Source organism: Mycobacterium sp. NGS26, from assembly GCF_059813025.1.
Genome location: NZ_JCALDU010000004.1, coordinates 183,883 through 197,364, shown reverse-complemented (window position 1 = coordinate 197,364; position 13,482 = coordinate 183,883). Strand labels below are relative to the sequence as shown.

11 protein-coding genes are annotated in these 13,482 nt (G+C 68.2%); 5 read left to right on the top strand and 6 right to left on the bottom strand.

Features of this window, described 5'->3' with window-relative positions; all coding sequences use genetic code 11:
• Both AC5Y6X_RS15325 and AC5Y6X_RS15320 read right to left on the bottom strand, forming a co-directional pair.
• A complete protein-coding gene (locus tag AC5Y6X_RS15325; RefSeq protein WP_499987275.1) occupies positions 1-2,148 on the bottom strand; it encodes an elongation factor G-like protein EF-G2 in 2,148 nt (715 codons plus the stop codon).
• 146 nt (positions 2,149-2,294) lie between these two features.
• Positions 2,295-2,717, bottom strand: coding sequence for a TIGR03668 family PPOX class F420-dependent oxidoreductase (locus tag AC5Y6X_RS15320; RefSeq protein WP_499987272.1), 423 nt, complete (start codon positions 2,715-2,717; stop codon positions 2,295-2,297).
• A 30-nt stretch (positions 2,718-2,747) separates the two neighbouring features.
• Between AC5Y6X_RS15320 and AC5Y6X_RS15315 the strand changes: the two genes are divergently transcribed.
• The 5 genes from AC5Y6X_RS15315 to AC5Y6X_RS15295 all read left to right on the top strand — a co-directional run bounded on the left by AC5Y6X_RS15315 (position 2,748) and on the right by AC5Y6X_RS15295 (position 8,341).
• Positions 2,748-3,212, top strand: a complete 465-nt coding sequence (locus tag AC5Y6X_RS15315) for a nuclear transport factor 2 family protein (RefSeq protein ID WP_499987270.1) — start codon at positions 2,748-2,750, stop codon at positions 3,210-3,212.
• A gap of 94 nt (positions 3,213-3,306) precedes the next feature.
• Positions 3,307-4,377, top strand: coding sequence for a S1C family serine protease (locus AC5Y6X_RS15310; protein WP_499987268.1), 1,071 nt, complete (start codon positions 3,307-3,309; stop codon positions 4,375-4,377).
• 109 nt (positions 4,378-4,486) lie between these two features.
• Positions 4,487-6,259 carry a maltose alpha-D-glucosyltransferase gene (gene treS / locus AC5Y6X_RS15305; RefSeq protein ID WP_499987266.1) on the top strand — a complete coding sequence of 591 codons (1,773 nt, stop codon included), beginning with the start codon at positions 4,487-4,489 and terminating at the stop codon, positions 6,257-6,259.
• Entirely contained in the window at positions 6,256-7,614 is a 1,359-nt protein-coding gene (locus AC5Y6X_RS15300) for a maltokinase N-terminal cap-like domain-containing protein (RefSeq protein WP_499987264.1), read from the top strand. The genes treS and AC5Y6X_RS15300 overlap by 4 nt, the downstream gene beginning before the upstream one ends.
• A gap of 46 nt (positions 7,615-7,660) precedes the next feature.
• On the top strand, positions 7,661-8,341 hold the full coding sequence (locus AC5Y6X_RS15295; RefSeq protein WP_499987262.1) for a YoaK family protein: 681 nt from the start codon (positions 7,661-7,663) through the stop codon (positions 8,339-8,341).
• A 76-nt stretch (positions 8,342-8,417) separates the two neighbouring features.
• Here the strand turns inward: AC5Y6X_RS15295 and ag85C are convergent, their stop codons facing one another.
• From ag85C to AC5Y6X_RS15275, 4 genes are all read right to left on the bottom strand, one after another.
• Entirely contained in the window at positions 8,418-9,419 is a 1,002-nt protein-coding gene (gene ag85C, locus AC5Y6X_RS15290) for a diacylglycerol acyltransferase/mycolyltransferase Ag85C (RefSeq protein ID WP_499987261.1), read from the bottom strand.
• Between the two features lie 161 nt (positions 9,420-9,580).
• Positions 9,581-10,078 (bottom strand): metallophosphoesterase family protein, encoded by a 498-nt coding sequence (locus tag AC5Y6X_RS15285; protein ID WP_499987259.1) that lies wholly within the window; start codon positions 10,076-10,078, stop codon positions 9,581-9,583.
• Between the two features lie 4 nt (positions 10,079-10,082).
• On the bottom strand, positions 10,083-13,025 hold the full coding sequence (locus AC5Y6X_RS15280; protein ID WP_499987254.1) for an MMPL/RND family transporter: 2,943 nt from the start codon (positions 13,023-13,025) through the stop codon (positions 10,083-10,085).
• A complete protein-coding gene (locus tag AC5Y6X_RS15275; RefSeq protein WP_499987252.1) occupies positions 13,022-13,453 on the bottom strand; it encodes an MmpS family transport accessory protein in 432 nt (143 codons plus the stop codon). The genes AC5Y6X_RS15280 and AC5Y6X_RS15275 overlap by 4 nt, the downstream gene beginning before the upstream one ends.
• Positions 13,454-13,482: the final 29 nt, after the last annotated feature.

The window sequence follows — 13,482 nt, the reverse complement described above, 5'->3', positions numbered from 1 at the left end:
TCAGGCGGAGGCCTTCACCCGGGCGGCCGCGGACTCCGGCATGGGTTCGTAGCGGACGAACGAACGGGTGAACGACGCGGCCCCGTGCGCCAGGGAGCGCAGGTCGATCGCGTACCGGGTCAGCTCGACCTGCGGCACCTCGGCCCGCACCACCGTGCGCTCGTGCCCGGCGGCCTCGGTGCCGAGCACGCGGCCGCGGCGACTCGACAGGTCGCCCATCACCGCGCCGACGTAATCGTCGGGCACCAGCACCGAGATCTCGTCGATCGGCTCGAGCAGGATCACCCGCGTCGCGGCCGCCGCCTCACGCAGCGCCAGCGCGCCCGCGGCCTGAAACGCGAAGTCCGACGAGTCGACGCTGTGCGCCTTGCCGTCGTACAGCGTGACCCGGATGTCGACCACCGGGTACCCGGCGTGCACCCCCTTCTCCATCTGCGCGCGGACGCCCTTCTCCACGCTGGGGATGTAATTCCGCGGCACCGCCCCGCCGACCACCTTGTCGACGAACTCGAACCCGGAGCCCTCCGGCAGCGGTTCCACCTCGATGTCGCACACCCCGTATTGGCCGTGCCCACCGGACTGCTTGATGTGGCGCCCATGGCCTTTCGCCTTGCCGGCGAAGGTTTCCCGCAGCGGCACCCGCAGCTCGATCGTGTCCACCGTGACGCCGTACCGGTTGGCCAGCGCGTCGAGAACGACACCGGCATGGGCCTCGCCCATGCACCAGAGCACGATCTGATGCGTCTCCTGGTTCTGCTCGATCCGCAGCGCCGGGTCCTCGGCGGCCAACCGGCCCAACCCGACGGACAGCTTGTCCTCGTCGGCCTTGGCGTGCGCCTGAATGGCGATGGGCAGCAGCGGCTCCGGCATGGTCCAGGGCCGCAGCACCAGGGGTTCGGACTTGTCCGAGAGCGTGTCGCCGGTCTCGGCGCGGCTGAGCTTGCCGATCGCGCAGATGTCACCGGCCACCACGGCCGACGCCGGGCGCTGCTGCTTGCCCAGCGGGAACGACAGGACCCCGATGCGCTCGTCCTCGTCGTGGTCGGGGTGGGTGTTGCTGTTCCCGTTGGACCCACCGAAGAAGGACGAGAAGTGGCCCGACACGTGAACCGTCGCGTCGGGCTTGATGGTTCCGGAGAAGACGCGGACCAGGCTGACCCTGCCGACGTAGGGGTCCGACGTCGTCTTCACCACCTCCGCGAGCAACGGCCCGTTCGCGTCGCAGGCCAGCGCGGTGTGCGAAGCGCCCTGGGGGGTGAAGACCTCGGGCAGCGGGTGTTCCAGCGGGGACGGGAAGCCGCGGGTGGCGATCTCCAGCAGCTCCAGGGTGCCGACGCCGGTGCCGCTGCAGACGGGGATCACCGGGAAGAACGAGCCGCGGGCCACGGCCTTTTCCAGATCGTCGATCAGTACCGATTCGTCGATCGTCTCGCCGCCGAGGTAGCGCTCCATCAGCGACTCGTCCTCGGATTCCTCGATGATGCCCTCGATCAGGGTGCCGCGCGCTTCCTCGATCCGGTCGGCGTCCGACTCATCCGGAGAGCGTGTCGTCCGCGTGCCGTCGGTGTACTCGTACTGCGTCTGCGACAGCAGGCCGATCAGTCCGTTGCCCGTCGGCAGGTAAAGCGGTAAAACCTTGTCGCCGAACGCGTCCTGCGCGGCGGTCAGCGCCTCTTGGTAGTTCGCCCTGGCGTGGTCGAGCTTGGTGATGACCACCGCCCGCGGCATGCCGACCTGGCTGCATTCCTGCCAGAGCGACTTGGTCGGCTCGTCGACGCCCTCGTTGGCGGCGATCACGAACAGCGCGCAGTCCGCGGCGCGCAGCCCGGCCCGCAGCTCACCGACGAAGTCCGCGTAGCCCGGCGTGTCGATCAGGTTGACCTTGATCCCGTCGTGCGACAGGGATGCCACCGCGACGCCCACCGAGCGCTGCTGCCGGATCTCCGCCTCGTCGAAGTCGCAGACCGTGGTGCCCTCGGTGACCGAACCCGGCCTGTTGAGCACGCCGCCGGCGACCAGCAGCGCCTCGACGAGGGTGGTCTTGCCGCCCCCCGACGGCCCCACCAGAACCACGTTTCGGACGGCGCTCGGGCCGTCCGCAGTCGGAGCCGCTCCCGCGCCCTGGGGAGCGCCTGCTCTGTCGGCCATGGTTTTCTCCTTCTCGGGGACTATCTCCGGGCTTAGGTCCGCGCGGCGTGTCTCGGTGTGTTCTGGCCCACAGGCCGCGTACGCAACTTTTCCCCCAACGGCCGCCCAATACAAGGCCACGGGCCGACCACAATCGGGCCGGCCCGTCAGGCGTGCCACCCCGCCCAGCGGCGCACCGTGACCGCGATGACGGGACCGTCCAGCGGAACGGATTGGTACTGAGGGTATTTCGCGCGCAGCAGCCGATACCCGGTGCGCATCGCCTCCCCGCCGGAATGGATCGCGGCGACACCGTCGGCGCGGACCCACCACAGCCGCGTCCAGTCGTCGGCGTAGTGGTCGACCAGCAGGCTGACCCGCGGATTGCCTTCGATGTTGGCCAGCCGGCGCAGCCGCCGCGTCGTTTTCGGCTTCGCGTCGACGGCGGTGTAGACGACTTCAGCATCGCTTGCGTCGTCGTCGAGCGCGAACACCACCGGCACCAGGTGCGGCGCGCCGTCGGGCGCGACCGTGGCCAGCCGGGCCACCGGGGATGACGTGAACCTGGCCTTGGGGTCGAATTCGCCCACCACGCCAGCCTAGGGGCCTAGGTTAACCGCATGGCGGCGGAAACCCAGATCACCAACCTGCTGTACCGCTACGCCGAATGCATCGACGCCGGCGACCTCGCGGGCGCGGCCGAGCTCTTCGCGCACGCCCGCATCCGGGTGGGCGCCGAGCAGACCGTCGACGCCGCGCAGCTGCTGGACATCTGGAAGTCGCTGATCGTGCTGCACGCCGACGGGACGCCCCGCACCAAGCACGTCACCACCAACCCGATCGTCGAGGTGGACGAGGAAGCTGGCACCGCCAGTTGCCGCAGCTACTACACGGTGCTGCAGCAGACCGACGGGGCCGCGCCGCAGACGATCGTGACCGGCCGCTACCACGACCGATTCGAGCGCGTCGACGGCCGGTGGCGGTTCTGCTATCGCGACCTGACCCTGATCGACATGGTCGGCGACGTCAGCCGCCACCTCGCCCACCCCATCGCGCCCGCGCCGGGATCCTCACCGCGCGCATAGCTACCTGCATTACGGTTATACGGGTTAATCAAGGCCGCCCAGACCCGGAGCCTGGGCCGATTATGGTTCGCACCGCGACGCAGGAGGTAACGGGATGAGCAAAGGGCACCACCGCTCGGTCTGGTGGTCATGGTTGGTCAGCGTGCTGGCCGTGGTCGGACTGGGCCTGGGCCTGGTGACGGTGCCCGCGGCCGCCGGCCCGCCCGCCGCGCCGCTCGACCGGTTCGCCGACAGCCCGCTGCTACCGCTCGATCCCTCGTCGGTGGTCGGCCAGGTCGGGCCGCAGGTGGTCGACATCAGCACCAAGTTCGGCTACAACAACGCGGTCGGGGCGGGAACCGGCATCGTCATCGATCCGGGCGGCGTCGTGCTGACCAACAACCACGTGATCTCGGGCGCCACCGACATCAGCGCGTTCGCCGTCGGCAACGGGCAGACCTACGGCGTCGACGTGATCGGCTACAGCCGGACAGCCGACGTCGCCGTCCTGCAGCTGCGCGGCGGGGGCGGCCTGCCCGCCGCCAACATCGGCGACGGCGTCGCGATCGGTGACCCGATCGTCGCGCTGGGCAACGCCGGTGGCCAGGGCGGGACGCCCAGCGCGGTGGCCGGCAAGGTCGTCGCGCTCAACCAGACCGTCTCGGCGACCGACACCCTGACCGGCGCCAACGAGACGCTGGGCGGGTTGATCCAGGCCGACGCGCCGATCAGGCCGGGCGACTCGGGCGGGCCGATGGTCAACGGCAACGGGCAAGTGATCGGCATGAACACCGCCGCCACCGACAGCTACAAGATGTCCAAGGGCCAGGGGTTCGCCATTCCGATCGGCACCGCGATGGGGGTCGCCAACCAGATCCGGTCGGGCGCCGGGTCGAACACCGTGCACATCGGGCCGACGGCCTTCCTCGGCCTGGGCGTGATGGACAACGGCGGCAACGGCGCGCGGGTCGAGCGGGTCGTCGCGACCGGTCCGGCGGCCGCGGCCGGGATCGTGCCGGGTGACGTCATCGTCGGCCTCGACAACGTCGCGATCAACGGGGCCACCGCGATGACGGAGGCGCTCGTCCCGCATCACCCGGGCGACACCCTCGCCGTGCACCTGCGCAGCAACGGCGTCGGCGAGCGCACCGTGAACGTGACGGCGGCGGAGGGGCCCCCGGCCTGACACGCGCACGGGTATCGCCGGGCGGCTCGCTAATTCGGTTGCCGCCCGGCGAGTTTGCCCGGGTGGTTCCCGAAGTCGCGCCTCGGGTACACGTGGCATCGTGGAAGCGATGAACGACGCACGAGACGCTGTCGAGCACGATCCCGCGGAGGGCAGTCACGTCGAGGGCGGCGTGGTCGAGCATCCGGACGTCGAGGATTTCGACAACGCCGCCGCATTGCCCGCCGACCCCACGTGGTTCAAGCACGCGGTCTTCTACGAGGTCTTGGTCCGGGCCTTCCGGGACGCCGACGCGGACGGGCAGGGTGACCTGCGGGGGCTCATCGACCGCCTGGACTACCTGCAGTGGCTCGGGATCGACTGCATCTGGCTGCCGCCGTTCTACGACTCCCCGCTGCGCGACGGCGGCTACGACATCCGGGACTTCTACAAGGTGCTGCCCGAATTCGGGACGGTCGACGACTTCGTCGACCTGCTGGACGCGGCCCACGAGCGGGGGATCCGGGTGATCACCGACCTGGTGATGAACCACACCTCCGAGTCGCACCCGTGGTTTCAGGAGTCGCGCCGCGATCCCGACGGGCCGTACGGCGACTACTACGTGTGGAGCGACACCAGCGAGCGCTACACCGACGCGCGGATCATCTTCGTCGACACCGAGGAGTCGAACTGGACGTTCGACCCGGTCCGCCGCCAGTTCTACTGGCACCGGTTCTTCTCCCACCAGCCGGACCTGAACTACGACCACCCGGGCGTCCAGGAAGCGATGATCGACGTGATCCGCTTCTGGCTCGGACTCGGCATCGACGGGTTCCGGCTGGACGCGGTGCCCTACCTGTTCGAGCGGGAGGGCACCAATTGCGAGAACCTGCCCGAGACGCACGCGTTCCTCAAGCGGGTCCGCAAGGTCGTCGACGACGAGTTTCCCGGCCGGGTGCTGCTGGCCGAGGCCAACCAGTGGCCGGCCGACGTGGTCGAGTACTTCGGCGACCCCAGCACCGGCGGCGACGAATGCCACATGGCGTTTCACTTCCCGCTGATGCCTCGCATCTTCATGGCGGTCCGCCGGGAATCCCGGTTCCCGATCTCGGAGATCCTGGCGCAGACGCCGGAGATCCCGGACCTGGCCCAGTGGGGGATCTTCCTGCGCAACCACGACGAGTTGACGCTGGAGATGGTCACCGACGAAGAACGCGACTACATGTACTCCGAGTACGCCAAGGACCCGCGGATGAAGGCGAACGTCGGGATCCGTCGCCGGCTGGCGCCGCTGCTGGACAACGACCGCAACCAGATCGAGCTGTTCACCGCGCTGCTGCTGTCGCTGCCCGGCTCGCCCGTCCTCTACTACGGCGACGAGATCGGCATGGGCGACGTGATCTGGCTGGGGGACCGCGACGGGGTGCGCACCCCGATGCAGTGGACGCCGGACCGCAACGCCGGCTTTTCCACCGCGAACCCCGGCCGGCTGTACCTGCCACCCAGCCAGGACCCGGTCTACGGCTACCAGGCCGTCAACGTGGAGGCCCAACGCGACACCTCGACGTCGCTGCTCAACTTCACCCGCACCATGCTGTCGGTGCGGCGCCGGCACAACGCCTTCGCCATCGGCATCTTCGAGGAGTTGGGCGGGTCGAACCCGTCGGTGCTGGCCTTCGTGCGCCAGGGCGCTGACGACGGCGACACCGTGCTCTGCGTCAACAACCTGTCGCGCTTTCCGCAGCCCATCGAGCTGAGCCTGCAGCACTGGAGCGGGTACACCCCGATTGAGCTGACCGGGCACGTGGAATTCCCACGCATCGGGCACCTGCCCTACCTGCTGACCCTGCCGGGACACGGGTTCTATTGGTTCCAGCTGTCCCCGTCCGAGGAGAACGCATGACTTCCCCGCACAAGCTGCCCTGGTCCGAGTGGCTGCCGCAGCAACGCTGGTACGCCGGCCGCAACCGGGAACTGGTCTCCGCCGAGGCCGGGGTAGTCGTCGGGCTCCGGGAGGATCTCGACCTGGTCCTGGTCGACGTCCACTACTCCAACGGTTCCGCGGACCGCTACCAGGTGATCGTCGGGTGGGACTTCGCGCCGCTGTCCGAATACAGCACCGTGGCCACCATCGGCGCCGCCGACGACCGGACCGGGTTCGACGCCCTCTACGACGAGGACGCGCCGCGGTTTCTGCTGTCGCTGATCGACTCATCGGCCGAGCGCGACGCATCCGGCGCGCAGCTGCGCTTCGTCAAGGAGCCCGGCGTCGAACTGCCGCTCGAGGCCATGCCGCACGTCTCGGACGCCGAGCAGAGCAACACCAGCGTGATCTTCGACCGGGACGCGATCTTCAAGGTGTTCCGCCGCGTCAGCAGCGGCATCAACCCCGACATCGAACTGAACCGGGCGCTGGGTCGCGCCGGCAACCCGCACGTGGCCCGGCTGCTGGGCACCTATGAGATCGACGCGCCCGACGTGTTCGGCGACCAGACGTGCCCGTTGGGCATGGTCACCGAGTTCGCGTCCAACGCGGCCGAGGGCTGGGCGATGGCCACCGCCAGCGTCCGGGACCTGTTCGCCGAGGGCGACCTGTACGCCCACGAGGTCGGCGGCGACTTCGCCGGCGAGTCGAACCGGCTCGGCGAGGCCGTCGCATCCGTGCACGCCACCCTGGCCGAGTGCCTCGGGACCGCGCAGGTGACCTTCCCGCTGGACAACGTGCTGGCGCGGCTGTCGTCGACCGTGGCGCTGGTTCCGGAGCTGCAGGAGTACGCGCCCACGATCGAGGAGCGGTTCGCCAAGCTCGCCGGCGAGACGATCACCGTGCAGCGGATACACGGCGACCTGCACCTGGGCCAGGTGCTGCGCACCCCGGAGAGCTGGCTGCTGATCGACTTCGAGGGCGAGCCGGGTCAGCCGCTGGACGAGCGCCGGGCGCCGGACTCGCCGCTGCGCGACGTGGCCGGGGTGTTGCGTTCGTTCGAGTACGCCGCCTACGGGCAGCTGGTGGACCAGGGCTCTCAAAACACGGACAAGCAGCTGGCCGCCCGCGCCCGCGAATGGGTGGAGCGCAACCGGACCGCCTTCTGCGACGGCTACGCCGCCGGGTCGGGCACGGACCCGCGGGATTCGGCGTTGCTGCTGGCGGCCTACGAGCTCGACAAGGCGGTCTACGAGGCCGGCTACGAGGCGCGGCACCGGCCCGGGTGGCTGCCGATCCCGCTGCGGTCCATCGCGCGGCTCACCACCGCCTGACCTCGTCCTCGCTGCGTGCACCGGCGCGCTCTGCGAGCATGTCGGTGTGGCGAGCGAGGTTTTCGACAGCGAGGCGCGGTTGTCGTGGGTGCTGGCGGGGCTGGCCGGGGTGCTCGGCGCGACCGCGTTCACCCACTCCGCCGGCTACTTCGTGACATTCATGACCGGCAACGCCCAGCGCGCGGTGCTGGGCTACTTCCGCGGCGACGTGGTGCTGTCGATCACCGCCGGCGTGTTGATGCTGTGCTTCGTGGCGGGCGTGGTGGTCGCATCGGTATGCCGGCGGCATTTCTGGGTGGCGCATCCGCACGGCCCGACCGTGCTGACGACCTGCAGCCTGGTCGCCGCCACGGTGGTCGACATCATCGACGAGGGATGGAAGGACAACCCTCTCGATTTCGCGCCAATCATGTTGGTGGTCTTCGGTATTGGCGCGTTGAACACGTCGTTCGTCAAGGACGGCGAGGTGTCGGTTCCGCTGAGTTATGTGACCGGCACGCTGGTCAAGATGGGCCAGGGAATCGAACGCCACCTCGCCGGTGGAAAGGCATCGGACTGGCTGGGCTACTTCCTGCTCTTCGCCAGCTTCGTCGCGGGCGCGACCGTGGGCGGTGCCATCAGCCTGATCGTCAACGGCACCCTGATGTTGGTGGTCGCCTCGGTGGTGTGCGCGTTGACCACCGGATACACCTACTTCCACCAGGATCGGCGGGCCCTGCTGGATTAGCCGCGCATGAAAAGCATCGGCAGCAGCGCTGACCGGGGCGCTGCTGCCGATGCCGACTCGGGGTGTTCGGTCGCCGTCAGGCCGAGTTGTTGCCGGCGTTGAGCACCTGCAGGATGTCGGGCTTCATCGCGACCAGCTGGGCATTCCAGTAGGGCCACGAGTGCGTCCCGTTGGCCGGGAAGTTGAACACGCCGTTGCGTCCACCCGCGGCCACGTAGTTGTTCTGGAAGGTTTCGTTGGTGCGCAGCGTGAGGCCCTCCAGGAACTTCGCCGGCATGTTGTCGCCACCGAGGTCGCTGGGCGTGCCGTTGCCGCAGTACACCCAGATCCGGGTGTTGTTGGCGACCAGCCGCGGAATCTGCACCATCGGGTCGTTGCGCTTCCACGCCGGGTCGGTGGACGGACCCCACATGCTGTTGGCGTTGTAGCCGCCCGAGTCGGTCATCGCCAGCCCGATCAGCGTCGGCCACCAGCCCTCGGACGGGTTGACGAAGCCCGACAGCGACGCCGCGTAGGGGAACTGCTGCGGGTAGTACGCGGCCAGGATCAATGCGGAGCCGCCCGACATCGACAGGCCCACCACCGCGTTGTTGAACGGCGAAACCTGCTTGTTCGCCTGCAACCAGGTGGGCATCTCCTGGGTCAGGAACGTCTCCCACTTGTAGGTGTAGTTCTGGCCGTTGCCCTGCGACGGCTGGTACCAGTTGCTGTAGAAACTGGACTGGCCGCCGACGGGCATGATCACCGACAGGCCGGACTGGTAGTACTCCTCGAACGCCGGGGTGTTGATGTCCCAGCCGTTGTAGTCGTCCTGGGCGCGCAGGCCGTCGAGCAGGTAGACCGCGTGCGGGCCGCCGCCCTGGAATTGAACCTTGATGTTGCGGCCCATCGACGGCGATGGCACCTCCAGATATTCCACTGGCAGACCCGGCTTGGAGAATGCCCCCGCGGTCGCCGAGCCGCCGACGAAACCGACCAGACCGGCCAGCAGGGCGGCCCCCACAGCCGCGATGGACAGTCGGCGCGGCATGGCCGCCGCTGCGCCACGCAACTTCCGCACTTGCTCGAAGAACGACATAGCTCCTACCCCATCTCAACTTTCATCTGCCGCAAGGCGCGGTCGAATCCGTTCTCGGGGAGTCAAACACAGGGCGGGCGGGCAATCCGGCTGTCACGGCCGCAGTTCGAAGTCGCGGTTGGCTAACGATTCGATGTCGGCCCGAAATCGTTGCAATCGCGTTACTTGTCCAGGCGATGCAGGGTGACGCCGGTGAGCACGCCGTTGTCGACGCGCGCGGTCATGTAGCTGCAGTACGGTTGCCGGCGCCGGTCGGTGGGGGAGCCGGGATTGAGCAGCCGCAACCCTGTGGGTGTCGTTGTGTCCCAAGGGATGTGGCTGTGGCCGAACACCAGCACGTCGGTGTCCGGGTAGAGCCGCGACATGCGCGCCTCCCGGCCCGCCGCGGCGCCCGTCTCGTGGATCACGGTGAGGCGCAGCCCGTCCAGCACCGCGTCGGTGCGCTCGGGCAGCCGCCGGCGCAACGCGGGCCCGTCGTTGTTTCCCCAGCAGGCCACCAGCCGGACGGCCCGCGTCTCCAGCTCGTCGAGCAATTCCGGCGCCACCCAGTCCCCGGCGTGCACGACGACGTCGGCGCCGGCCACCTCGTCCCACACCCTTGCGGGCAGGTCGCGGGCGCGCCGCGGGACGTGGGTGTCGGCGATCAGCAGCAGCCTCACACCGTCATCTTGCGCCCGCGGTCTCACCCACCGTCGAGGCCATGACTTTCCGGGGTTCGGTGGTCGGCGTCGGCGCATCCCCGTCCTCACCGAGAAGCAGGGAACGAACGAGGCGGCGCGGGCCGAAGGGCCGCAGCATGGAGCTCGCCGGCCGCGGCCGCACCCGCAGCGGCCACCAGAACCACCGCCCGAGCAGCGCCGCGATCGACGGCGTCATCAGCGAGCGCACGATCAACGTGTCGAACAGCAGGCCGAGACCGATCGTGCTGCCGGCCTGGCCGATCGAGCGCAGGTCGCTGGCGACCATCGACATCATGGTGAACGCGAAGACCAGGCCCGCCGCCGTGACGACGCCGCCGGTTTCTCCCATAGAGCGGATGATGCCGGTTCGCAGCCCCGCGCCGACCTCCTCCTGGAACCGCGACACCAGCAACAGGTTGTAGTCGGATCCGACGGCCAGCAGGATGATCAACCCGAAAACCGGTGCGATCCAGTTCAATTCCAGACCGAACAGGTGTTGCCACACCAACACCGAGAGCCCGAAGGCGGCCCCCAGCGACAGCAGCACCGTGCCGACGATCACCAGCGACGCGACCAGCGCCCGCGTGATGATCACCATGACGACGAAGATCAGCGTGATCGCGGCGAGTCCCACGATCAGCAGGTCGTAATGGGAGCCGGCCTGGATGTCGCGATAGATCGCCGCCGTCCCGGCGAGGTAGAACTTGGCGGCGGTCAGGTTCGTCCCCTTCACCGCATGATGCGCGGCGGACAGTTCCCCCATCACCGCCGAGATGCCCGCCGGGGTTGCCGGATCCGCCTCGTGGGTGATGATGAAGCGCGCGGCCTTACCGTCCGGCGACAGGAAAAGCTTCAGGCCACGCTGAAAGTCGGGGTTCTGGAACGCTTCCGGGGGCAGATAGAAGTAGTCGCCACTGCGGGAGGCGTCGAACGCCTGACCCATCGCGCTCGCGGTGTCGGTCATCTGCGACATTTGCGTGACCAGACCGGAGAAGCTGCTGTGCATCGTGAGCAGGGTGCCCTGCATCGATTTTGCGATGGCGATGATCGGGGGGAACTCGGCGAGCAGCTGCGGCAGTATCGCGTCGACGCTGCCGACGTCCTTGATCAGCGTGCTCATGTCCTCGCTGAACTTGTCCACGCCGTCGATCGCCTCGAAGACCGACCGCGTGGCCCAGCACACGGGGATGTTGAAACAGTGTTGTTCCCAATACAGATAGCTGCGGAGCGGCCGTGCGAAATCGTCAAAGTCGGCGAGGTGGTCGCGCATCTCGTCCAGCGTGGCTTGCATCTCGTGCATATCGCCGACCATGTGATGGGTCGCACCGCTCATCTGGCCGATCAAGCCCTGCATCCGCTGCATCGAGGCGATCATGGCGCCGAGGTCGTCGCTCATCTTGAGCATGTCGTCCGTGCGGTCCCTCATGAACTGAAGGTTCTGCCGGATGGGAATCGACTGGGCGCTGATCTGGAACGGTATGGACGTGTGCTCGATCGGGCCGCCCAGCGGCCGGGTGATGCTCTGCACCATCGCGATTCCGGGCGAGGCGAAGACCTCCTTGGCAACCCTGTCCAGGATGATCATGTCGCCGCTGTTCCGCATGTCGTGGTCGCTTTCGAGCATGAGGATGTCGGGATTCATTGTGGCGGCGCTGAAGTGGCGCTCCGCGGCCGCATATCCGACGTTCGACGGCAGGCCACCGGGTATGTAATAGCGGTCGTTGTAGCTGACCTTCATGCTCGGCATGATCAGGATGCCGACGATCGCGATCACCAGCGAGGCCGCGCAAACCGGGCCCGGCCAGCGCACGGTGGCCGTGCCGACGCGGCGCCACCCGCGCGTCTTGATCATCCGTCTCGGGTCGAGCAGGCCGAACCGGCTGGCCACCGCCACCACGGCCGGCGCGGCGGTCATGGCTCCCGCGACGACGACGAGCAGGCCCAGGGCGGACGGAATGCCGAGCGCCTTGAAGTAGGACAGGCGCGCCAAGTGGAGGCAGAACGTGGCCCCCGCAATGGTCAGCCCCGAGCCCAATATGATGTGCGACGTCCCCCGGAACATGGTGTAGTAGGCCGTTTCTCGGTCCTGACCGGCCTGCCGCGCCTCCTGGTAGCGGCCGATGAGGAAGATCGCGTAATCGGTTCCCGCAGCGATCGCCAACGAGGACAACATCGCAACGACGAACGTCGAGAAGCCCAGGAGCTGGTGGCTTCCGAGCAGCGCGACAAGCCCTCTCGCCGTGCCCATTTCGAAACCGACCATGACGAGGACCAGAAGCACGGTGCTGACGGATCGATAGGCGATGAACAGCATGATCATGATGACCACACCCGTGACGCCCATCATCTTGAACATGCTCTTGTCGGCGGCCTCGTTCATGTCCGTCGTCAGGGGGGCCGGGCCGGTGACGTAGACCTTGAGCCCGCGCGGGGGCTCGGACTTCTCGACGATCTTGCGCACCGCGTCGACGGACTGGTTGCCCAGGGTGCTGCCCTGGTTACCGGCCAGGTTGAGCTGGACGTAGGCGGCCTTCCCGTCGCGGCTCTGGACACCGGCGGCGGTGAGCGGATCGCCCCACACGTTCTGGACGTGCTGGACGTGCTTGGGGTCCGCCCGCAGCATCTGCACCAGGCCGTCGTAGTAGCGGTGCGCCTCGTCACCGAGTTGCCCGTCGCCCTCCAGGACGATCATCGCGGTGCTGTCGGAGTCCGACTCGTGGAAGGTTGCGCCGATGCGTTTGGCGGCGATCATCGCCGGCGCATCTTGGGGCGACATCGTCACCGCGTGGTTTCGCGCGACGGACTCGATCGGCGGCACAAGCACGTTCAAGGCCACGGTCAGCAGTAGCCATCCGATGATGATCGGCCACGCGAACCTGCGGACGAATCGCATGAATTTCGGACGGGCGTCGTCGTCGGTGTTCATCCGGCTTTCACCAGACAGGAAGTTTGGGCGTGGCGCCCGGCCGAGGACCGCTCATCCTTGACCTCACCGTTGACGCTGATGCGGCACCCGATGCCGTCGCTGTTGCCCTGGGCCACCACGCTCGCGATGACGGCAGGCGCCGTCGTCGTGACGGTGACGGTCCACGGCAGGGTGGTGAAGTTCACCTGTTCCGCCTGTGCGTTCTTGTCCAGGTAGCTCACGCTTCCCGTCGTGCCACTGGGCCCGTACACCTCGTAGGTCACCCGCTTGATGTGCGAGGGCTCGAGCGGTGCCGCGCCGCTGCCCGTCGCGGTGAAGATCGCGTCGGAGCCGAAGACACCGCGGAGCCGGTCGACGGCCACACCGCCCAGCGCGACCGCCGCCACGACGACGAGCGGCACCCAAGCCCGCTTCAGAAACGTGGACACTGACGTTTCCTTTCGCTCGTGGTCTCTGT

Coding starts and splice junctions, on each gene's coding strand:
- AC5Y6X_RS15310 (WP_499987268.1), top strand. CDS start 3,307: ATGAGCAAAGGGCACCACCGCTCGGTCTGGTGGTCATGGTTGGTCAGC.
- treS (WP_499987266.1), top strand. CDS start 4,487: ATGAACGACGCACGAGACGCTGTCGAGCACGATCCCGCGGAGGGCAGT.
- AC5Y6X_RS15280 (WP_499987254.1), bottom strand. CDS start 13,025: ATGAACACCGACGACGACGCCCGTCCGAAATTCATGCGATTCGTCCGC.
- AC5Y6X_RS15300 (WP_499987264.1), top strand. CDS start 6,256: ATGACTTCCCCGCACAAGCTGCCCTGGTCCGAGTGGCTGCCGCAGCAA.
- ag85C (WP_499987261.1), bottom strand. CDS start 9,419: ATGTCGTTCTTCGAGCAAGTGCGGAAGTTGCGTGGCGCAGCGGCGGCC.
- AC5Y6X_RS15325 (WP_499987275.1), bottom strand. CDS start 2,148: ATGGCCGACAGAGCAGGCGCTCCCCAGGGCGCGGGAGCGGCTCCGACT.
- AC5Y6X_RS15315 (WP_499987270.1), top strand. CDS start 2,748: ATGGCGGCGGAAACCCAGATCACCAACCTGCTGTACCGCTACGCCGAA.